General features: G+C 66.6%; 16 protein-coding genes and 1 rRNA gene. 13 read left to right on the forward strand and 4 right to left on the reverse strand.

The window, feature by feature from the left end; all coding sequences use genetic code 11:
- Window positions 1-103 (reverse strand): 16S ribosomal RNA (locus tag VF194_RS10425); the annotation flags it as partial.
- Window positions 104-958: 855 nt separating this feature from the next.
- Between VF194_RS10425 and VF194_RS10430 the strand changes: the two genes are divergently transcribed.
- The 3 genes from VF194_RS10430 to VF194_RS10440 all read left to right on the forward strand — a co-directional run bounded on the left by VF194_RS10430 (window position 959) and on the right by VF194_RS10440 (window position 4,392).
- Window positions 959-2,335, forward strand: a complete 1,377-nt coding sequence (locus tag VF194_RS10430; protein WP_330890705.1) for a M23 family metallopeptidase — start codon at window positions 959-961, stop codon at window positions 2,333-2,335.
- 111 nt (window positions 2,336-2,446) lie between these two features.
- Window positions 2,447-3,055 carry a glutathione S-transferase family protein gene (locus VF194_RS10435; protein ID WP_330890706.1) on the forward strand — a complete coding sequence of 203 codons (609 nt, stop codon included), beginning with the start codon at window positions 2,447-2,449 and terminating at the stop codon, window positions 3,053-3,055.
- 44 nt (window positions 3,056-3,099) lie between these two features.
- Window positions 3,100-4,392: a cystathionine gamma-synthase family protein gene (locus tag VF194_RS10440; RefSeq protein ID WP_330890707.1), complete on the forward strand. Its 1,293-nt coding sequence runs from the start codon at window positions 3,100-3,102 to the stop codon at window positions 4,390-4,392.
- A 233-nt stretch (window positions 4,393-4,625) separates the two neighbouring features.
- Here the strand turns inward: VF194_RS10440 and clpB are convergent, their stop codons facing one another.
- Window positions 4,626-7,238 carry an ATP-dependent chaperone ClpB gene (gene clpB / locus VF194_RS10445; RefSeq protein WP_330890709.1) on the reverse strand — a complete coding sequence of 871 codons (2,613 nt, stop codon included), beginning with the start codon at window positions 7,236-7,238 and terminating at the stop codon, window positions 4,626-4,628.
- 216 nt (window positions 7,239-7,454) lie between these two features.
- Window positions 7,455-7,712: a hypothetical protein gene (locus VF194_RS10450; protein ID WP_330890711.1), complete on the reverse strand. Its 258-nt coding sequence runs from the start codon at window positions 7,710-7,712 to the stop codon at window positions 7,455-7,457.
- A 330-nt stretch (window positions 7,713-8,042) separates the two neighbouring features.
- Between VF194_RS10450 and VF194_RS10455 the strand changes: the two genes are divergently transcribed.
- The 6 genes from VF194_RS10455 (at window position 8,043) to VF194_RS10480 (ending at window position 14,284) form a co-directional block, all read left to right on the forward strand.
- Window positions 8,043-9,191, forward strand: coding sequence for a glycosyltransferase (locus tag VF194_RS10455; protein ID WP_330890713.1), 1,149 nt, complete (start codon window positions 8,043-8,045; stop codon window positions 9,189-9,191).
- Between the two features lie 6 nt (window positions 9,192-9,197).
- Window positions 9,198-11,156: an asparagine synthase (glutamine-hydrolyzing) gene (gene asnB, locus VF194_RS10460; RefSeq protein WP_330890715.1), complete on the forward strand. Its 1,959-nt coding sequence runs from the start codon at window positions 9,198-9,200 to the stop codon at window positions 11,154-11,156.
- A gap of 197 nt (window positions 11,157-11,353) precedes the next feature.
- On the forward strand, window positions 11,354-12,103 hold the full coding sequence (locus VF194_RS10465; RefSeq protein WP_330890915.1) for an electron transfer flavoprotein subunit beta/FixA family protein: 750 nt from the start codon (window positions 11,354-11,356) through the stop codon (window positions 12,101-12,103).
- A 1-nt stretch (window position 12,104) separates the two neighbouring features.
- Complete coding sequence (locus tag VF194_RS10470) at window positions 12,105-13,043, forward strand: electron transfer flavoprotein subunit alpha/FixB family protein (protein WP_330890716.1); 939 nt, start codon at window positions 12,105-12,107, stop codon at window positions 13,041-13,043.
- A gap of 25 nt (window positions 13,044-13,068) precedes the next feature.
- Window positions 13,069-13,941, forward strand: a complete 873-nt coding sequence (locus tag VF194_RS10475; RefSeq protein ID WP_330890719.1) for a 3-hydroxybutyryl-CoA dehydrogenase — start codon at window positions 13,069-13,071, stop codon at window positions 13,939-13,941.
- A 58-nt stretch (window positions 13,942-13,999) separates the two neighbouring features.
- A complete protein-coding gene (locus VF194_RS10480) occupies window positions 14,000-14,284 on the forward strand; it encodes a GIY-YIG nuclease family protein (protein ID WP_330890721.1) in 285 nt (94 codons plus the stop codon).
- A 228-nt stretch (window positions 14,285-14,512) separates the two neighbouring features.
- Here VF194_RS10480 and VF194_RS10485 read toward each other — a convergent pair whose 3' ends face one another.
- On the reverse strand, window positions 14,513-15,091 hold the full coding sequence (locus VF194_RS10485) for a TlpA disulfide reductase family protein (RefSeq protein ID WP_330890723.1): 579 nt from the start codon (window positions 15,089-15,091) through the stop codon (window positions 14,513-14,515).
- 13 nt (window positions 15,092-15,104) lie between these two features.
- On the opposite strand from VF194_RS10485, the gene argH reads away from it, so the two are divergent.
- From argH to VF194_RS10505, 4 genes are read left to right on the forward strand one after another with little or no spacing between them, the layout of a single operon-like run.
- Window positions 15,105-16,553: an argininosuccinate lyase gene (gene argH, locus VF194_RS10490; RefSeq protein ID WP_330890725.1), complete on the forward strand. Its 1,449-nt coding sequence runs from the start codon at window positions 15,105-15,107 to the stop codon at window positions 16,551-16,553.
- A complete protein-coding gene (locus VF194_RS10495; RefSeq protein WP_330890726.1) occupies window positions 16,550-16,813 on the forward strand; it encodes a hypothetical protein in 264 nt (87 codons plus the stop codon). The genes argH and VF194_RS10495 overlap by 4 nt, the downstream gene beginning before the upstream one ends.
- A gap of 12 nt (window positions 16,814-16,825) precedes the next feature.
- Window positions 16,826-18,118, forward strand: a complete 1,293-nt coding sequence (gene lysA / locus VF194_RS10500) for a diaminopimelate decarboxylase (RefSeq protein ID WP_330890728.1) — start codon at window positions 16,826-16,828, stop codon at window positions 18,116-18,118.
- Window positions 18,094-20,574 carry a TIGR02302 family protein gene (locus VF194_RS10505; RefSeq protein WP_330890730.1) on the forward strand — a complete coding sequence of 827 codons (2,481 nt, stop codon included), beginning with the start codon at window positions 18,094-18,096 and terminating at the stop codon, window positions 20,572-20,574. Before lysA ends, VF194_RS10505 begins: the two co-directional genes overlap by 25 nt.
- Window positions 20,575-20,591 lie beyond the last annotated feature (17 nt).

Raw genomic sequence — 20,591 nt, forward strand, 5'->3', positions numbered from 1 at the left:
GCGTTACTCACCCGTGCGCCACTCCCCTTGCGGGGCGTTCGACTTGCATGTGTTAAGCCTGCCGCCAGCGTTCGTTCTGAGCCAGGATCAAACTCTCAAGTTGACTTGAGAAATCCCGCTTACTCTAACTTGGTCCCATCTGAACCGGCCTTGCGGCCGGCGGGCTGATGAGACCCGCATAGCGTTCACCGATTTTCATCGGTGATGCATTGACGCTTGAGCAAGCGAGTGTTGATCCCTGATCCTAAGATCAGTGTGATCGGCACCGCCGCCCACGCATCTCTTCCATCCGATTCACGATGTCCAACAACAAACCAGGTTCCCCTGGCATCCCCGTCATCCACAGGGTCGCTACCCTTTAGAGACAGAAAAGACGCTGCCGTTCCTGTGTCCCGTACGCTACTCTTGGGACACCGCCCGACCGCGTCGTGGGGCGGTTTATATTCAGATCACCCATCCCCGTCAACGGCTTTTTTGAAAATTTTTTGGCGCCCTCCCTAATGGGGATAAGTGCCGATTTATCCACAAGATTTGGTAACTTACTTGCGCCGCCCCATGGTCGCCGCGCAGCAATTCTTCCGTATACCGCCCCCGCCCCGCCCCGCTGCCGGGCCCGCCTTGCCAAACCGCTTCTGCGGCCGCGCTGGAATCGCCCTCGGCCGGCCCGCGGAAATCATCGCGCGGGCCGCACTGGAGGGGCTTTTGCGCCTTGCGCCGGGCCGGGCGGAGGGGAATGCCGGCCGACGCCTTTGCCGCGCCTCGCCCCATACCACGCCGCGGCGGCGGCGAAAGCGTAAAGGTTTTCCGGAAATATCGAGCCGGAACGGCGGCTTACGGGGGCGCGGCGTAAACGAATTTCCACCCCGATGGCGGCGATAATTTCTTGACCCCCGAGTCCCGGCTGGCGATAGTCAGGGCGCTCAGTCGGGGGCACCTTCGGAAAAGCGGGGGATTCGTTTTGATTAAGCGTTGGGATTCCAACCGCTTCGGTCTGGCCAGGGCCGTGCGGACGCAAAAGATTCTACCGGTCGCGGTCGCCGCGGCCGGCCTCATCGCGGGCGGCATGCTGCTGCAGCACCTGCAGACTCAAACCGATACGATGAAGAATGTTCAGCCGGCCGTGGCGGAAGCCTTCCGCGTTGCGCCGACGCTGGAAGCCTTCGTCACCCAGCCGGATCTGTGGTGGCCGCAGGCGCTGGATCCGAGCGATCTGCTGCCGGCGCGCGTGCTGAAGAAAGTGGCGGTCGCGCCGGGCGACACCCTGATGCAGCTGCTGACCGATGCCGGCGCCGATCCCGCCGAAAGCCATGAGGCGATCGTCGCCCTGGCCGACAAGTTCAATCCGCGCAAGCTGAAGGCCGGGCAGGAGATCACGCTCACCTTCGAGCGCAACGACGCCGACAGCTATCGCCTGTTCGAACTCGCGCTCAGCCCCAGCATCGAGCGCGAAGTCAGCGTCGTGCGCGGCGATGGCGGCTTCAAGGCGAACGAGACGATCCGCGAATTCAATGTCGATCATGCCCGCGTGACCGGCGAGATCGAGGACAGCCTCTATAATGCCGGCATCGAAGCGGGCCTGAGCAACAGCCTGCTCGGCGACTTCATCAGGATCTTCTCCTACGACATCGACTTCCAGCGCGAAGTGCGGCCCGGCGATCGCTTCGAGGTCTTCTTCGAACGCTATTACGACGATGCCGGCAAGACGGTGAAGACCGGCCGCATCACCGCCGCGGCGATGACGGTGTCGGGCCGCGAGCTGCGCTATTACTACTACCGCCCGAGCGACAGCGGCGAGGGCGACTATTTCACCCCGGCGGGCCAGAGCGTGCGCAAGGCGCTGCTGCGCACGCCGATCGACGGCGCCAGGCTGACCTCGCGCTTCGGCATGCGCCACCATCCGATCCTCGGCTACAGCCTGATGCACAAGGGCGTCGATTTCGGCGCCGCGGCCGGCACCCCGATCCAGGCCGCCGGCGACGGCACCGTCGATATCGCCGGCTGGGTCCGCGGCTATGGCAACTACGTGCGGCTGAAACACGTCAACGGCTACAGCACCGCCTATGCGCATATGAGCCGCATCGCCGTGCATGCCGGCCAGCATGTGCGCCAGGGCCAGATCGTCGGCTATGTCGGCGCGACCGGCCGCGCGACGGGCCCGCATCTGCATTACGAGGTGATGGTCAACGGCAAGCAGGTCAATCCGAGCGGCGTGCGCTTTCCGTCCGGGCGCAAGCTGGAGGGCAAGGAATTCGCCCGCTTCCGCGCCGAGATCGCCAAGGTCGATGCCGAGATGCGCTCGACGCCGCAACTGGCCTTGCTCAATACCGGCGACTGACCGGCCGCCGGGCCGGCGGGCGACAGGATCAATCGGGACAATATTCGGTTTGCCGCCGCGCGCGGCTTTTAGGAAACTCCGGGGCGGAAAAACCTGCCCCGGAGTTTTTTCATGCTCACGCTCTACGACTATCTCGATTCCGGCAACGGCTATAAATGCCGCCTGCTGCTGGCGCAGCTCGGGATTCCCTACGAGCGCATCGAGCTCGACATCGACAAGGGGGAAACCCGCACGGCCGATTTCCTGGCCAAAAATCCGAATGGCCGCGTGCCGACGCTGCAGCTGGACGACGGCACCTGCCTGGCCGAGTCCAACGCGATTCTCTGCTATCTCGCCGATGGCACGCCCTATTGGCCGGCCGAACGGCTCGTGAGGGCGCAGGCGCTGCAATGGCTGTTCTTCGAGCAATACAGCCACGAGCCCTATGTCGCCACCCCGCGCTACATCCTGCGCCATCTGGGCCGCACGCATCCGCGCATGGCCGAGATGCCGGAGCGGCTCAGGCGCGGCCGCGAGGCTTTGGGCGTGATGGAGGCGCATCTGCGGATGCATGATTTCTTCGTCGGCGGGCGCTATTCGATCGCCGATATCGCGCTCTACGCCTATACGCACCGCGCCGACGAGGCCGATCTCGACCTGGCGCCCTACCCGGCCCTGCGCGCCTGGCTGGCGCGCGTCGCCGCTCAGCCGGGCCATGTGAAAATGCTGCCCGGCGACTGATTCGCCCTATATGCCCTTCCGGAGCCGAACGACAGGAGGGCGGCATGCGCAAACAGACCCACAAGACCACGCGCTCGGGCCATCGCGAACTGCATCCCGAGACGCAGATGATGTCCTACGGCTACGACCCCTTCCTGTCGGAAGGCGCGGTCAAGCCGCCGGTCTTCCTCACCTCCACCTTCGCCTTCCGCTCGGCCGAGGACGGCGCCGCCTTCTTCGACACCCTGGCGGGCCGCAAGCCCCTGCCGCCGGGCGAGCGCGCCGGGCTGATCTACAGCCGCTTCAACCATCCCAACCTCGAGATCGTCGAGGACCGCCTCGCGCTGCTCGAAGGCGCCGAGGCGGCGGCGGTCTTCTCGTCCGGCATGGCGGCGATCGGCGCCGTCTTCCTCGCCCTGCTGCGGCCGGGCGATGCGGTGGTGCATTCCTCGCCGCTCTATGGCGGCACCGAGACCATGCTGCGCAAGATCCTGCCCGAATTCGGCATCCCCTCGGCGGAATTCCACGACGGCCTCGATGCCCGGGCGATCCAGGCGGCGGCGGCGAGGGCCGCCGGCCGGGTCAGGCTGATCTTCATCGAGACGCCGGCCAACCCGACCGACGCGATGGTCGATTTCGCCGCCGTAATGGCCGCCGCCGACGCCATCGAGCAACAAAGCGGCGCGCGGCCGCTGATCGTCTGCGACAACACGCTGCTGGGGCCCATTTTCCAGAAGCCTTTGCGGCACGGCGTCGATCTTACCGTCTATTCGCTGACCAAATATGTCGGCGGCCATAGCGACCTGGTGGCGGGCAGCGTCGCCGGCGCGAGTTCCGTGCTGAGCCGCATCCGCACCATCCGCTCGGCCTTCGGCTCGCAGCTCGATCCGCATTCGAGCTGGATGATCGCCCGCTCGCTGGAAACCCTGGTGCTGCGCATGAGCCGCGCCGCCGAGTCAGGCCGCAAGGTCGCCCGCTGGCTGGCGGAGAATCCGCATGCGCCGGTCATCGTGCATCACCCGGACTTCATCGCCGATGCGCGCTATGCCGAAGTCTACAGGCGCCAATGCACCGGGCCGGGCTCGACCTTCGCCTTCACCCTGAAAGGCGCCGGCCGCGAGCAGGCCTTCAAGCTGATCAACGCGCTGCGCCTGTTCAAGTCGGCGGTCAGCCTCGGCGGCACGGAATCGCTGATCTGCCATCCGGCCTCGACCACGCATTCTTCCGTGGGCAAGGAGGTGCTGGATGCGCTCGGCGTCACCGAAGGCCTGATCCGCGTCTCGATCGGACTGGAGCATCCCGACGACCTGATCGACGACCTCGATGCGGCCTTCCGGGAGGCGCTCGCCGCTTCATAAACGCGCCGGTCTGTTAAATTCGTCACCCTCGGATTTATTCCGAGGATCCATCTGCGCGTTCCGATGCGCAAAGGGTTGAGATTGGATTCTCGGGACAAGCCCGAAGATGACGGCCTGTGCTTACGCGTACGCTGGAAAGACGGGGATGGCCGGGACAAGCCCGGCCATGACACTGTTTGTTTCCACTTACTGCAAAAACCCGCAACGGGGCAGCTTCGCTGCCCCGCTTCCTGTTACTCCGCCGCCATGTCGACTTCGTGGCCCTGGATGATCAGGCCCTTCGGCCCGGCGGAGACGGCGACCGTGCTGCCGTCCTGGATCTCGCCCTCCAGGATCAGGCTGGCGAGCGGGTTCTGCAGCGAGCGCTGGATCACGCGCTTCAGCGGCCTGGCGCCGTAGACCGGATCGAAGCCAGCATCGGCGAGCCAGCGCTTGGCCGCGTCGTCGAGCGCCAGTTCGATCTTGCGGTCGGCCAGCAGCTTGCGCAGCCGGCCGAGCTGGATATCGACGATGCCGGTCATGTTCTCGCGGCTCAGGCGGCGGAACATGATCACTTCGTCGAGGCGGTTCAGGAATTCCGGCCGGAAATTGGCGCGCACGACCTCCATCACCTGATGCCGCGTCGCCTCGTCGATCTCCTCGCCCTTCTGCGCGGCGAGATATTCGCTGCCCAGATTGGAGGTGAGGATGATCACCGTGTTGCGGAAATCCACCGTGCGGCCCTGGCCGTCGGTCAGCCGGCCGTCGTCGAGCACCTGCAGGAGCACGTTGAAGACGTCCGGATGCGCCTTTTCGACCTCGTCGAACAGGATCACCTGATAGGGCCGGCGGCGGACCGCTTCGGTGAGCGCGCCGCCCTCCTCGTAGCCGACATAGCCCGGCGGCGCGCCGATCAGCCGGCTGACGGCATGCTTCTCCATGTATTCCGACATGTCGATGCGCACCATGGCGGCATCGTCGTCGAACAGGAATTCGGCCAGCGCCTTGGTCAGCTCGGTCTTGCCGACGCCGGTGGGGCCGAGGAAGAGGAAGCTGCCGATCGGCCGGTTCGGATCCTGCAGGCCGGCGCGGGCGCGGCGCACCGCGTTGGCGACCGCCACCAGGGCATCGTCCTGGCCGACCACGCGGGTGCGCAGGCGGTCTTCCATCTTCAGCAACTTGTCGCGCTCGCCGGCCAGCATCTTCTCGATGGGGATGCCGGTCCAGCGCGACACCACGCCGGCGATGTCGTTGTCGGTCACCGCTTCGCGCAGCATGCTCGGCTTGGCGCCGTCCTTGCCGCCGCCTTTCTCGGCCTCCTGCAGCTGGCGCTCCAGCTGCGGGATCACGCCATAGGAGAGTTCCGAGGCGCGGTTCCAGTCGGCCTTGCGCTGCGCCTGTTCGAGATCGAGCCGCGCCTGATCGAGCTGCTCCTTCAGCTTCTGCGCATCGCCCAGCTTGGCCTTCTCGGCCTGCCAGGCGGCGGTCAGCGCATGGGCCTGCTCTTCCAGATCGGCCAGCTCCTTCTCCAGCTTGGCGAGCCGGTCCTTGGACGCCTCGTCGGTTTCCTTCTTCAGCGCCTCGCGCTCTATTTTAAGCTGGATGATGCGGCGGTCGAGTTCGTCCACCGCCTCGGGCTTGCTGTCGACCTCCATGCGCAGGCGCGAGGCCGCCTCGTCGACCAGGTCGATCGCCTTGTCGGGCAGGAAGCGGTCGGTGATGTAGCGGTTCGAGAGCGTGGCGGCGGCGACGATGGCGCTGTCGGTGATGCGCACGCCGTGATGCATCTCGTACTTTTCCTTCAGGCCGCGCAGGATGGAGATGGTGTCCTCCACCGTCGGCTCGCCGACGAAGACGGCCTGGAAGCGCCGCGCCAGCGCCGCGTCCTTCTCGATATGCTTGCGGTATTCGTCGAGCGTGGTGGCGCCGACGCAATGCAGCTCGCCGCGCGCCAGCGCCGGCTTGAGCAGGTTCGAGGCGTCCATCGCGCCTTCCGCCTTGCCGGCGCCGACCAGCGTATGCAGCTCGTCGATGAACAAAACGATCTGCCCCTCGGCGGCGGTGATCTCCGCCAGCACGGCCTTCAGGCGCTCCTCGAATTCGCCGCGGTATTTCGCGCCGGCGATCATGGCGCCGAGATCGAGCGCCATCAGGCGCTTGTCCTTGAGGCTTTCCGGCACGTCGCCCTTGGCGATGCGCAGGGCGAGGCCTTCGACGATGGCGGTCTTGCCGACGCCGGGTTCGCCGATCAGCACGGGATTGTTCTTGGTGCGCCGCGACAGCACCTGGATGGTGCGGCGGATTTCCTCGTCGCGGCCGATCACCGGATCGAGCTTGCCGCTTTCGGCCGCTTCGGTCAGATCGCGGGCGTATTTTTTCAGCGCGTCGTAGCCCTGTTCGGCCGAGGCGCTGTCCGCCTTCCTGCCCTTGCGCATGTCCTGGATGGCTTTTTCCAGGTTCTGCGGCGTGACATTGGCGGCCTTGAGCGCATCGGCGGCCGGCGTGCCCGCGCTCAGCGCCAGGGCCTGCAGCAGCCGCTCGGCGGCGACGAAACTGTCGCCGGATTTCTCCCGCAGCTTGTCGGCGGTCTCGAACAGACGCGCCATTTCGGGCGCCAGGTAAAGCTGCCCGGCGCCGGCGCCTTCCACCTTGGGGATCTTGTTCAGCGCCTCTTCGGTCTTCTGCTTGGCGATCTCCGGCTGGCCGCCCGCGGCCTTGATCAGGCCGGCCGCCATGCCTTCGGGATCGTCGATCAGCACCTTCAGCAGATGTTCGGGGGCGAAGCGCTGATGGCCGCGCGCCAGCGCCATGGTCTGCGCCGCCTGCAGAAAGCCGCGGGCGCGTTCGGTGTATTTCTCGAAATCCATCGTTTCGAACTCCTTCTCCGGCAGCCCTGTTCGGCGACCCCCGGCAGGCGGCGGGTCGAATGCGGGCCCCATGGCAAAAATGTGGGAAGCCTGCGTGCTTCTACAAGGGCGGCCCCGGAAAACTCTGGCCAATGGAAAACTCTGGCCGATTCCGGGCCGGGCCGCCCTGCGCCAGATCAAGCCGGGGCAAGCGCCCCCTTCAGCCAGCCGGATTAGTCAGCCAGCCGGATCATCCGTCGGATTATCCGGGCCGGGCAGGTCGATGATGGTGCGGTAGATGCTGGCGCGGCTGGGCGGCGGCTTGCCTTCCTCGAATAAGGGCGGCGTCCAGCCCTGCAAAGCCGCAGCGATGGCTGGCGGCTTGATGCCTTCGGCCAGCATGCGCGCGGCGCCTTTCCAGTCGATCTTGGCGGGTTTCGGGCGCGGCGCGGCCGGAAGGACGGGCCGGGCGGCGGCCTGGGGAGCGACGGACATGGTTCTCATCCTTCTCTGGGCTTGATGGATGAGAACATAATAGGAATATAGGAACAAAAGTTAATATGAGAACATTCAGGGGTTGGGGATGGAGGTGCCCCTGCAATGAAGAGCGGCCGGCGTCAGGCCCGGTGTCTTTGCCCTGCACCGGATCGCCCCCCCTTCAGCGCGCGGCCGGTCAGACCAGAAACCGGCTTTCGATCCGCGCGGCAGCGCCTTCGCCATGCAGGAAGGAGCCGCAACAGCCGGCTGAGCATTCAGCGAAATGCTGGACTTGGCCTCGCCGCTCACTTAAATCGGGCCGATATCCGGCCGGGACTTCAGCATCGCATGACCATCCGTATTCTGCATTTGATCACCGACCTGGAGGTCGGCGGTGCCGAGCGCATGCTGGAAAGGCTGATCCTTGGCATGGATCGCGCGCAATTCGAAAACATCGTCGTCAGCCTGACCGATCAGGGCCCGATCGGCAGACATCTCCTGCAGGCCGGCATTCCGGTCCACGCGCTGCGCATGCGCGGCGTGACGAGCCTGCCGCGGGCGATGCGGGATTTGCACCGGCTGCTGCAAAGAAAACAGCCCGATATCCTGCAGACCTGGCTCTATCATGCCGATCTGGTCGGCACGCTGGTGCAGATTTTTGCCGACACGAAAGCCAGGCTGATCTGGAATCTCCGCTGCTCGGACATGCAGCTTGGCAATTATGCGCTGTCGACGCGGCTGACGCTGATGGCGGTGGCGGCATTGTCGCGGCGACCGGCCGCGATCATCACCAATTCCGAGGCGGGGCGCCGCCACCATGCCGGCCTGGGCTATCGCCCGCCGCGCTGGGAGCTGATCCCGAACGGCTTCGATCTCGATGCCTTCCGTCCGCAACCGCAGGCCGGCGGCGCGTTTCGCGCGGCATTGGGCCTGCCGCCGGAGGCGAAACTGATCGGCATGATCGCGCGTTTCGACCCGGTGAAGGATCACGCCACCTTTCTGGCCATGGCGGAGCGACTGGCGCCGCAGGTGCCCGCGGCGCATTTTCTGCTGATCGGCCGTGGCTGCGATCCCGCGACGCCCCTCTTTGCCGCCGCGGCGCAGCGCCTGGCCGGGCGGCTGCATCTGCTCGGCGAGCGTGGCGACGTGCAGCAGCTTCTGCCGGGCCTCGACCTTTGCGTGCTCAGTTCGGCCAGCGAGGGTTTCCCCAACGTGCTTGGCGAGGCGCTGGCCTGCGGCGTGCCCTGCCTGGCGACCGATGTCGGCGACGCGGCGCTGGTTCTGGGGGATTGCGGCACGATCGTGCCCCCGCGCGATCCGGCCGCCCTGGCGAAGGCGGCGGGCGAAATCCTCGGCTGGAGCGCCGAACATCGCGCGCAAATGCAGCGGCGCGCGCGCCATCGCGCCGAGCGGCATTTCAGCTTGCCGGTCGCGGTCGAGCGCTATGAGATGCTGTATCGCGAGATGAGCTCGGCCGCCCCGGCGGAAAAGGGATAACGGTATATGTGCGGTATTGCCGGCATCCTGACCTGGCGCGACATGCCGGCTGATCTGCTCGGCCGGCGCGTCACCGCGATGACCGATGCCATCGCCTATCGCGGCCCCGATGCCGGCACGCATTGGCTGGATGCCGGCGCCGGCCTGGCCCTGGGCCATCGCCGGCTTGCCATCGTCGACCTGAGCGAGACCGGCGCGCAGCCGATGCACAGCGCCAATGAGCGCTTCGTCATCTGCTACAACGGCGAGATCTACAATGCGCCGCAGATCGCGCGCGAGCTGCCGGGCATCAATTTCCGCGGCCATTCCGATACCGAAGTGCTGCTGGAAGCCTGCGCCGCCTGGGGCGTGGAGCAGGCGGTTGCGCGCTTCATCGGCATGTTCGCCTTCGCGCTGTGGGACCGCCGGGAGCGGGTGCTCTGGCTGGTGCGCGACCGGCTCGGCATCAAGCCGCTCTACTGGACGATCCAGGATACCGAAGCGGGCAAGACGCTGCTTTACGGCTCCGAGCTGAAGGCGCTGATTGCCTATCCCGGCTGGACGCCGCGGCTCGACCGCAATGCCCTGGCGCAATATCTGCGCTTCGGCTATGTGCCGGCGCCGCAATCGATCTACGAAAATGTGCGCAAGCTGTTGCCCGGCCATATCCTGCGCGTCGATGCCAACGGCGATACGGACCTCACCTGCTACTGGGACCTGCGCCGGATCGCCCGCGAGGGCCTGCGCCACCTCGACCGGCGCAGCGCGGCCGAGCAGACCGATCACCTGCATGACCTGATCGCCGACGCGGTCAGGCGCCGCATGGTCGCCGATGTGCCGCTTGGCGCCTTCCTGTCCGGCGGCATCGATTCGTCAACCGTCGTCGCGCTGATGCAGGCGCAATCGCCGCGCCCGGTGCAGACCTTCTCGATCGGCTTCAACGAGGAGGCCTTCAACGAGGCCGAGCATGCCCGCGCCGTCGCCCGGCATCTCGGCACCGACCATACCGAACTGATCGTCGCCTCCGAGCATGCCCGCAGCGTGATCCCGAAACTGCCGGACATGTATGACGAACCCTTCGCCGATTCGTCGCAGATTCCGACGCATCTGGTTTCCGAACTGGCGCGGCAGAAGGTCACCGTCTCGCTGTCGGGCGATGGCGGCGACGAGGTCTTCGCCGGCTATGTGCGCTATCAGGGCATCGACCGGCTATGGCGTGCCGCCGGCTTCCTGCCGCCCGGCCTGCGCGGCGGCCTGGGCGGGGCGCTGACCCTGCTTTCGCCCGATGCGTGGGAGGCGCTGCTCTCGCCTCTGCCGGCGCGCTACAAGCCGCGCTTCGTCGGCGACAAGCTGCACAAGGCCGCCGCGATCATGGCGCAGCCGGATCCCGACGCGATGTATGACCGGCTCACGGCGCTGTGGCCCGAAGCCGCTGCGATGGTGGCTGGCGCCGGACCGCTTCCGGATCATGATCCGACGCTCGCCGCCGACTTGCCCGAAATCGTCGCACGGCTGCGCTATCGCGACATGACGGGCTATCTGCCGGACGACATCCTGGCCAAGGTCGACCGCGCCAGCATGGCCGTCTCGCTGGAAGCGCGCGTGCCGCTGCTCGATCATCGCGTGGTGGAATTCGCCTGGACCTTGCCGCCCGACCGGCTGCTCGGCGACGGCCAGGGCAAGCGCATCCTGCGCAGCGTGCTCTATCGCTACGTGCCGCGCGCGCTGGTCGAACGGCCCAAGACCGGCTTCGGCATCCCGCTCGGCGACTGGCTGCGCGGCCCTTTGCGCGACTGGGCGGAAGCGCTGCTGTCGGAACAGCGCCTGCGCGAGGATGGTCTGATCGATCCCAAACTGGTGCGCCGCCGCTGGCAGGAGCATCTGGGCGGCAGCCGCAACTGGCAATACGCCCTCTGGACCGTGCTGATGTTCCAGGCCTGGCGCCAGCGCTGGCCGGGCAGCGTATCAAGCGTCGATCCGCACTGAGCAAAGCAGGGATTCTCTGCGTCGGAGCAGCCATTTACAGCGGCCTGACGGAGCGGAAACGCATGATTGCGGTTCGTTGACAGCCCTGGTCCCGGGTTATAGTGTGCAGCGCGAAAAGAACCAGGGGAGCCTGCCCTTTCCGGGCCTTGGCCCGGGTTTGTGCAGCCGTTTCGCTAAGCAAATAAGGTTGAATGTCCATGAAGGTTCTGGTCGCGGTCAAGCGCGTGGTGGACTACAACGTCAAGATCCGGGTCAAGCCGGACAAGACGGGCGTCGATCTCGCCAACGTCAAGATGTCGATGAATCCCTTCGACGAAATCGCCGTCGAAGAAGCCGTGCGCCTGAAAGAGGCCGGCACCGCCACGGAAGTCGTCGCCGTCTCGATCGGACCGGCCCAGGCGCAGGAAACCATCCGCACCGCCCTGGCCATGGGCGCCGACCGCGGCATCCTGGTCAAGACCGATGCCGAAGTGCAGCCGCTGGCGGTGGCCAAGCTTCTCGCCAAGGTGGCCGAGGCCGAGCAGCCGCAGCTCATCATCGTCGGCAAGCAGGCGATCGACGATGACAGCAACCAGACCGGGCAGATGCTGGCCGCGCTGCTGAACTGGGCGCAGGGCACCTTCGCCAACAAGGTCGCACTCGCCGACGGCAAGGCCAAGGTGGTGCGCGAGGTCGATGGCGGCCTCGAGACCGTCGAACTGAAGCTGCCCGCCGTGGTGACCACGGACCTGCGCCTCAACGAGCCGCGCTATGCCAGCCTGCCCAACATCATGAAGGCGAAGAAGAAGCCGATCGACGAAAAGACGCCGGAGGATCTCGGCGTCGATATCGCGCCGCGCCTGAAGACGCTCAGCGTCGAGGAGCCGCCGAAACGCTCGGCCGGCATCAAGGTGCCCGATGTGGCCACCCTGGTGCAGAAGCTGAAGACCGAAGCGGGAGTGATCTGACATGAGCGTCCTCGTCATCGCCGAACACGACAACGCCTCGCTCAAGAGCCCGACGCTGAACACGGTCGCCGCCGCCGCGAAGATCGGCGGCGACGTGCATGTGCTGGTCGCCGGCGAGAATTGCACCCCCGCCGCCGAGGCCGCCGCGAAGGTCGCCGGCGTCGCCAAGGTCATCCAGGTGGAAGCCGCGCATTACGCGCATGGCCTGGCCGAAGCCCTGGCGCCGCTCATCGCCAGGCTCGGCAAGGGCTATGCCGCGATCCTGGCGCCGGAGACCACCGCGGGCAAGAACGTGATGCCGCGCGTCGCCGCGCTGCTCGACGTGATGCAGATTTCCGGCATCGTCGAGGTGAAGTCGGCCGATACCTTCGTGCGGCCGATCTACGCCGGCAACGCCATGGCCACCGTGCAGTCGTCCGATCCGATCAAGGTGATCACCGTGCGCGCGACCGGCTTCCAGGCCGCGGCGGCCGAAGGCGGCTCGGCGGCGATCGAAAAGGCCGAGGCCGAGGCCGACCCGGGCCTGTCCACCTTCATCGGCCAGGAGCTGCAGAAGTCCGACCGGCCGGAGCTGACTTCGGCCAAGATCGTGATCTCGGGCGGCCGCGGCATGGGCTCGGGCGAGAATTTCAAGCTGATCGAAGCCGTCGCCGACAAGCTCGGCGCCGCCGTCGGCGCCAGCCGCGCCGCGGTCGATGCCGGCTTCGTGCCGAACGATTACCAGGTCGGCCAGACCGGCAAGATCGTCGCGCCGCAGCTCTACATCGCGGTCGGCATTTCCGGCGCGATCCAGCATCTCGCCGGCATGAAGGATTCGAAGGTGATCGTCGCCATCAACAAGGACGAAGAGGCGCCGATCTTCCAGGTCGCCGATTACGGCCTGGTCGGCGATCTGTTCAAGATCCTGCCGGAACTCGAAGCCGAATTGTCGAAGCAGTGAAGCAGAACCGGAGCCGGGGATCCGTATGATCAAGACGATTGGGGTGATCGGGGCCGGCCAGATGGGCAATGGTATCGCCCATGTCTGTGCGCTGGCGGGCTACGAAGTCCTCTTGCAGGACATCAACGCCGAGCAGCTCGGCAAGGCGATCGAGACGATCACCACGAACCTGCATCGCCAGGTCGCCCGCGGCAAGATCAGCGAGGCCGACAGCGCGGCGGCGCTGGCCCGGATTCGCACCACCACCGACGTGAAGGATTTCGCCCAGACCGACTTCGTGGTCGAGGCGGCGACCGAGAACGAGGGGGTGAAGAAAAAGATCTTCGCCGATCTCTGCCCGGTGCTGAAGCCCGACGCGCTGCTGGCGACCAACACCTCGTCGATCTCGGTCACCCGCCTGGCCTCGGCGACCGACCGGCCGGAAAAGTTCATGGGCATGCATTTCATGAACCCGGTGCCGGTGATGCAGCTGGTCGAGCTGATCCGCGGCATCGCCACCGACGAGGAAACCTTCCGCACGGTGCGCGAGCTGACCATCAAGCTGGGCAAGCAGCCGGCCAATTCGGAGGATTTCCCCGCCTTCATCGTCAACCGCATCCTGCTGCCGATGATCAACGAGGCGATCTACACGCTCTATGAGGGCGTCGGCTCGGTGGAGGCGATCGACACGGCGATGCGGCTCGGCGCCAATCATCCGATGGGCCCGCTGCAGCTTGCCGATTTCATCGGCCTCGATACCTGCCTCTCGATCATGCAGGTGCTCTACGAGGGCCTGGCCGACAGCAAATACCGCCCCTGCCCGCTGCTGGTGAAATACGTCGAGGCCGGCTGGCTGGGGCGCAAGACCAACCGCGGCTTCTACGATTACCGCGGCGAACACCCGACGCCGACGCGCTAGGCGCGGCTTTCTTTTTTCAGTCGCCTGCATCGCTCCTGCGCAGGAGATTCCCCTTGGCGTGAAGCCGGGACGGGAAAATGTGCTGCGCTGCCTCCAGGTGAGGCCCTGCGTCTACATTCTCGCCAGCCAGCGGAACGCCACGCTCTACATTGGCGTGACCAGCGATGCCGTCCAGCGGGTCTGGCAACATCGTTCCGCCTCCAACGAAGGCTTCACGAAACAATACGGCGCTCATCAGCTTGTTTACGTGGGATTCCACGATGCCATGCCGGCGGCGATCCGGCGTGAAAAAGCAGTTCAAGAAATGGCGCAGGGCGTGCAAACTGCGGCTCATCGAGGATGAGCAATCCGTAGTGGCGCGATCTCTACGAAGACTTGCTCCGCTAAACTATTTCCCTGGCCCAGAAACGTCGCTCTTGGATGCCCGCGAAGGCGGGCATGACGATACTCAGGTCGCCCTAGGCCGCTCCCGCGCAGAGGGTTTTCCTTGGCGGGAGCCCAGCGGACAAAGCCTCGGGCGGCGGTCCTGGATGCCCGCCTTCGCGGCATGGCGGGCACGTAACGGCGTCTTCTACTTCGCCGCGGTCTGCGGTTCGTTGATCAGCGCATCGATCAGTTCCAGCGCGGCCGGCGAGGCCCAGTCGGCGCCGCCGAGGAGGCGGCCGACCTCGCGGCCCTGGCGGTCGATCAAAATGGTGGTCGGCAGGCCGACGGCGCCCCAGCTGCGCCCCGATTTCATGCTGGTATCCAGATAGGGCACGATCTTGTCGGCGCCGACTTCGGCGAGGAACTTCTCCACCTTCGCGCGGCCGGAGCGGTCCTGCGCCACGGCGATCACCGCGAAATCCTTGCCGCCGCGCTCGGCCTGCAGCTTGTTGAGGGCCGGCATCTCCTCGCGGCAGGGCACGCACCAGGAGGCCCAGAGATTGAGCGCGATCACCTTGCCGCGGAAGGCCTCCAGCGTCACCGGCCGGTCGTTTTCGTCGCGGAATTCGACATCGGCGACTGGCTTCCGGTCATACGAGAGGGTAAGTTTGCGCATATCGCCGCTGAGCGGAAGCCGGGCCGCGAACGCGCCGCCTTCCGAAAGCGCGAGCACCGTGGCCAAGCCGAAGCAGATCAGCGCGACAACCTTCAGAACCCGTATCATTCCTCTACCTTCCATGTCCGCACGCAAGACATCACATAAGCCGGCCCGCCGGGGCAAACAACCCGCCAAGTCCGCCAACACCATGTGGGGCGGCCGCTTCGCTGCCGGCCCGGCGGCGATCATGACCGAGATCAATGCCTCGATCCGCTTCGACAAGCGCCTGTTCAGGCAGGACATCGCCGGCTCGCTGGCGCATTGCCGCATGCTGGTGCAACAAGGCCTGATTTCCGCCGCCGATGGCAAGGCGATCGCGGGCGGATTGCAGACAATTCTGCGTGAGATCGAGGCCGGCAAGCTGAAGGAAAACCCGGCGCTGGAAGACATCCACATGCATGTCGAGGCGCGGCTGAAGGAGCTGATCGGCGAACCGGCCGGGCGGCTGCATACCGCGCGCTCGCGCAACGACCAGGTGGCGACCGACTTCCGCCTCTGGGTGCGCGACGCCATCGACCGCATCGATGCCGGCCTGAAGGAGCTGCAGGACAAGCTGCTCACCCGCGCCGAGGAATACGCCGCCACCGTGATGCCGGGCTTCACCCATCTGCAGGCGGCCCAGCCGGTCACCTTCGGCCATCACCTCCTGGCCTATGTCGAAATGTTCGGGCGCGACCGCTCGCGCCTGAAGGATTGCCGCGCGCGCATGAACGAAAGCCCGCTCGGCGCCGCGGCTTTGGCCGGCACCTCGCTGCCGATCGACCGCGCGGTCACGGCCAAGGCGCTCGGCTTCGCCGCCCCGATGGCCAATTCGCTCGATGCGGTCTCCGACCGCGACTACGCGCTGGAATTCCTCTCGGCCGCCGCGATCTGCGCCGTGCATCTGTCCCGGCTGGCGGAGGAGATCGTGATCTGGACATCCGCCCAGTTCCGCTTCGTCTCCCTGTCGGATGCCTTCACCACCGGCTCGTCGATCATGCCGCAGAAGCGCAATCCGGATGCCGCCGAACTGGTGCGCGGCAAGGTCGGACGCATCATCGGCGACCTCAACGCGCTTCTGATCACCATGAAGGGCCTGCCGATGACCTACGGCAAGGACATGCAGGAGGACAAGGAGCCGACCTTCGATGCGGTCGACAGCCTCGAACTCTGCATTGCCGCCATGGCCGGCATGATCGCCGATCTGAAGGCCAATGCCGAGCGGATGCACGAGGCCGCCGGCGAAGGCTATACCACGGCGACCGACCTGGCCGACTGGTGCGTGCGCAAGCTGAACATGCCGTTCCGCAACGCCCATCACGTCGCCGGCCGCATCGTGCGGCTGGCCGAGCAGCAGAACAAGCCGCTGGAGGCGCTCAGCCTGGCCGAGATGCGCAGCGTCGAGCCGCGCATATCCAGGGACATCTTCGCCGTGCTGGGCGTCGACAATTCGGTGAAAAGCCGCGTCTCCTACGGCGGCACCGCGCCGGCCAACGTGCGGAAGCAGATCGCCCGCTGGCGCAAGCGGATCGCCAGGGAGGCGAGATGATGCGCAAGACGCGCCACACCGTCATGCCCCGGCAGGCCGAATCCCGGCCCCGGACAGAGAGATTCCGGACGGAGAGGTCCCGGACGGAGAGGCCCCGGCTGTCCGCCGGCGCGGGCATGGCGAAACTCAGCCTGGCCGTGACGTTCATTCTGCTCACGCTCGCCGCCTGCGGCCGCAAGGACTATCCCGCCTATCCGTCCGACGCGATCCCCAATCCGGCCCATGTGCCGTCGCGCTCCGACTCCATACACTACTATTGACATGAGTCTCCGATGACCGGTCTGCCCTGGTTCGCCTATCGCGACGGCGCACTCTGCGCCGAAGCGGTGCCCCTGTCGCGCATTGCCGAAGCGGTCGGCACGCCGGCTTACGTCTACAGCACGGCGGCGCTGACCGACCGCTACGAAAGCCTGGCCAAGGCCTGCGCCGACATGCCGGTGCTGATCGCCTATGCGACGAAGGCGAATGCCAATCTCGCCCTGCTGCGCCACCTCGGCAGCCTGGGCGCCGGCGCCGACGTGGTCTCGGGCGGCGAATTGCAACTGGCGATGAAGGCCGGGATCGCGCCGTCGAAGATCATCTTCGCCGGGGTCGGCAAGACGCGCGAGGAAATGATGCTGGCGCTGAAGGCCGGCAATACCGGGATCGCGCAGTTCAATGTCGAATCCGAGCCCGAGCTGCATCTGCTGTCGGAAGTCGCCAGCAGCCTCGGCGTGCGGGCGCCGGTGGCGCTGCGCATCAATCCCGATGTCGACGCCAAGACGCACAAGAAGATCACCACCGGCAAGGCGGAGAACAAGTTCGGCATTTCCTATCGCCGCGCGCTCGAAGTCTATGCCGAAGCGGCCAGGCTGCCCGGCCTGAAGGTCACCGGCGTGCATGTGCATATCGGCAGCCAGCTGCTCGAGCTTGCGCCCTTCGAGCAGACCTTCCAGCTGATCGCCGAGCTGGTCGGCGAGTTGCGCGCCGCCGGCCACGACATCCGCCGCGTCGATCTCGGCGGCGGCCTCGGCATCCGCTATGACGACGAAACCGCGCCGGATGCCGCCGATTACGCCGCGCTGCTGCGCCGCTATATCGCGCCGCTGAATTGCGAGATCGCGCTGGAGCCGGGGCGCTATCTCGTCGGCAATGCCGGGCTGTTACTGACGCGCGTCAATTTTGTGAAACGCGCGGAAGAGAAAACTTTCCTGATCCTCGATGCCGGCATGAACGACCTGGTCCGGCCGGCGATGTACGAAGCCTTCCATCGCATCCTGCCTGTAAAAGCGCCGAATTCCGACGCAGCGCTGGCGCCGGTCGACATCGTCGGCCCGGTTTGCGAAACCGGCGACACCTTCGCCGAAGCGCGGCCGATGCCGCCGGTGAAACACGGAGAATTTCTCGCCATTCTATCGGCTGGGGCCTATAGTTCTTCCATGGCGTCGATGTACAACGCGCGGCCATTGGCGCCCGAGGTGCTGGTGCGGGGCGCGGAATTTGCCATTGTCCGCCGGCGTCCTAGCATCGAAGACATGACCGCTTTGGAGATGCCGCCGACATGGCGCAGCGAGGCGAAGGGATAAGCGCAACCGAGTCCGCTGTGCCGGCCCTGCTGCCGGCGCTGGAGAGACGCCTGAGCCTTGCCCGCGCCGCCCTGTTCTGGGAGCGCTTCTGGCCCGCGCTGATGCCGGCCGGCATGGTGCTGGCCGGCTTCCTGATTTTCGCCGGCTTCGATATCGGCCGTTTCCTGCCGGTCTGGCTGCATTGGCTGGCGCTCGGCCTGTTTGCCGTCGCCTTCCTGCTGGCGCTGTGGCTGGGGCTGCGCACGCTGCGCTGGCCCGACCGGGCCGCCGCCATGCGCCGGCTGGAACTGGTCAATCTGCTCAGCCACCGTCCGCTGGAGGCCGTCGCCGATCGGCTCGCCGCCGAGCAGCAGGATCCGATCGCCCGCGCGCTCTGGACCCTGCATCGCCGCCGCGCGCTCGAACGGCTGGCGGCGATCCGCGTCGGCATGCCCCAGGCCGGCTGGTGGCGCCGCGACGTCTGGGGCATCCGCGCCGCCCTGGGCCTTCTGCTGGTGGTCGCCTGGGCCAGCCCGGGCGAGGACCGCATCGAGCGGCTGGCCGATACCATAAGCCCCGGCACCGCCCTGCCGCTGGGAATGACGCTGACGATGGATGCCTGGATCACGCCGCCCGCCTATACCGGCCGGGCGCCGATCTTCCTGAGCCGCGACGGCAAGCCGGTGATGCAGGCCTCCTCGCTCGATGTGCCGACCGGCAGCGTGCTGAAGCTGCGGCTGTCGGGACCGGCGAGCGGCTTCAGCCTGCAGCTTGGCGACACGGAGCATGCCTTGAAGCGGATCGACGACCGCAATGCGGAGATCGATCTGACCCTCGACGAGAGCGTGGGCGAAAAGCCGCAGCTGACGCTGATGCGGCGCAGCAAGAGCTTCGCCGAATGGCCGCTGCGCATCCTGCCCGACACGCCGCCGCAGATCGCCTTCGCCGCGACGCCGAAAACCGACCGCCGCGGCAATCTCGAAGTGGAGATGAAGGCCGAGGACGATTACGGCGTGCAGCAGGTGCAGGTCGAGATGAACCGGCAGGACGCCGAGGAGCCGGTAAGCTTCGACTGGCCGGCGCCGCCGGCGGCGGCCGGCGCGATCACCGACAAGCAGAGTTTCGATCTCACCGCGCATCCCTGGGCCGGCCTCGAAGTGCAGATGACGCTGAGCGCCACCGACGCGATCGGCCAGACCGGCCGGAGCGAGGCCGTGACGGTGACCCTGCCGGCGCGCCGTTTCACCAATCCGGCGGCCAAGGCGATCGTCGAACAGCGCCGCGAGCTGGCGCTCAGGCCGAGCCAGTGGCAGCGCGTGAGCCAGGCGCTCAAGGCGCTGACGCTGGCGCCGGAACTCTACCATGAGGATTTCACCGCCCATCTCGGCATCCGCATGGCGGCGGTGCGGCTGGCCCTCGACCGCCGGCCGGATTCGATCGCCTCGGTGCAGCAGCTGCTGTGGGAAACCGCCTTGCGCATCGAAGACGGCAAGCGTTCGCAGGCCGAGAAGAATTTCCAGTCGGCGATGGACCGCCTGCAGGACGCCATCGACCGCAACGCCGACGACGAGGAAATCCAGAAACTGATGAACGATCTGCGTCAGGCGATGAACGATTTGCTCGATCAGAGGATGCGCGAGGCCCTGGAACGCCTGGCGCAGGGCGAGCAGCCGGAAGAGCTCGACGACAACGAACAGGCCCTGAGCAGCGAGGATTTCCAGGACATGATGGACCGCGCCGAGGATATGGCGCGCATGGGCGATCGCGACGCCGCCCGCCAGATGCTGGAAGAGATGCGCCAGATGCTGGATGCGCTCAAGAACGGCAAGCTGGCGCGCATGCCGGAAGGCCGCGGCCGCCAGGGCCAGCGCGGCCAGATGCCGGGCAGCCAGATGATGCAGGAATTCGGCGAGATGATGCGCAAGCAGCAGCAGTTGCTCGATCGCAGCTTCCGCCGCAGCCAGCAATATGGCCGCGGCGGCCAGCAGCCGCGCAGCGAGAACGAGGGCGATGCGCGCGCCCAGGAGGAGTTGCGCCGCCAGCTCGGCGAGATGATGGGCCGCATGGCCGAGAACGGCATGCCGCTGCCCGATCAGCTCGGCCGCGCCGACCGCTCGATGCGCGACGCCCGCGACGCCTTGCGCCAGGGCGATCCGGGCGAGGCGATGCGGGGGCAGAACGATGCGCTCGACCAGATGCGTCAGGGCATGGAGGAACTGCGCCAGGCCCAGCGCGGCAATCCCAACGGCCAGGCGCCGTCGGCCGATGCGCGGCAGAACCGGCGCAATCCCGACCGCGATCCGTTCGGGCGCAATCTCGGCGGCTACGAGGACAATGCGCGCGGCGATGCCGTGCCGGAGATCGGCCCGGTCGAGCGCGCCCGCCGCATCCTGGAAGAACTGCAGCGCCGCGCCGGCCAGCGCGAGCGCAATCCGGACGAACTGGATTACCTGAACCGGCTGCTGCGCCGGTTCTAGCCGCCCGTCGCCCGCTT

The sequence above is a fragment of the Ferrovibrio sp. genome, from assembly GCF_036381655.1.
Lineage (GTDB): Bacteria > Pseudomonadota > Alphaproteobacteria > Ferrovibrionales > Ferrovibrionaceae > Ferrovibrio.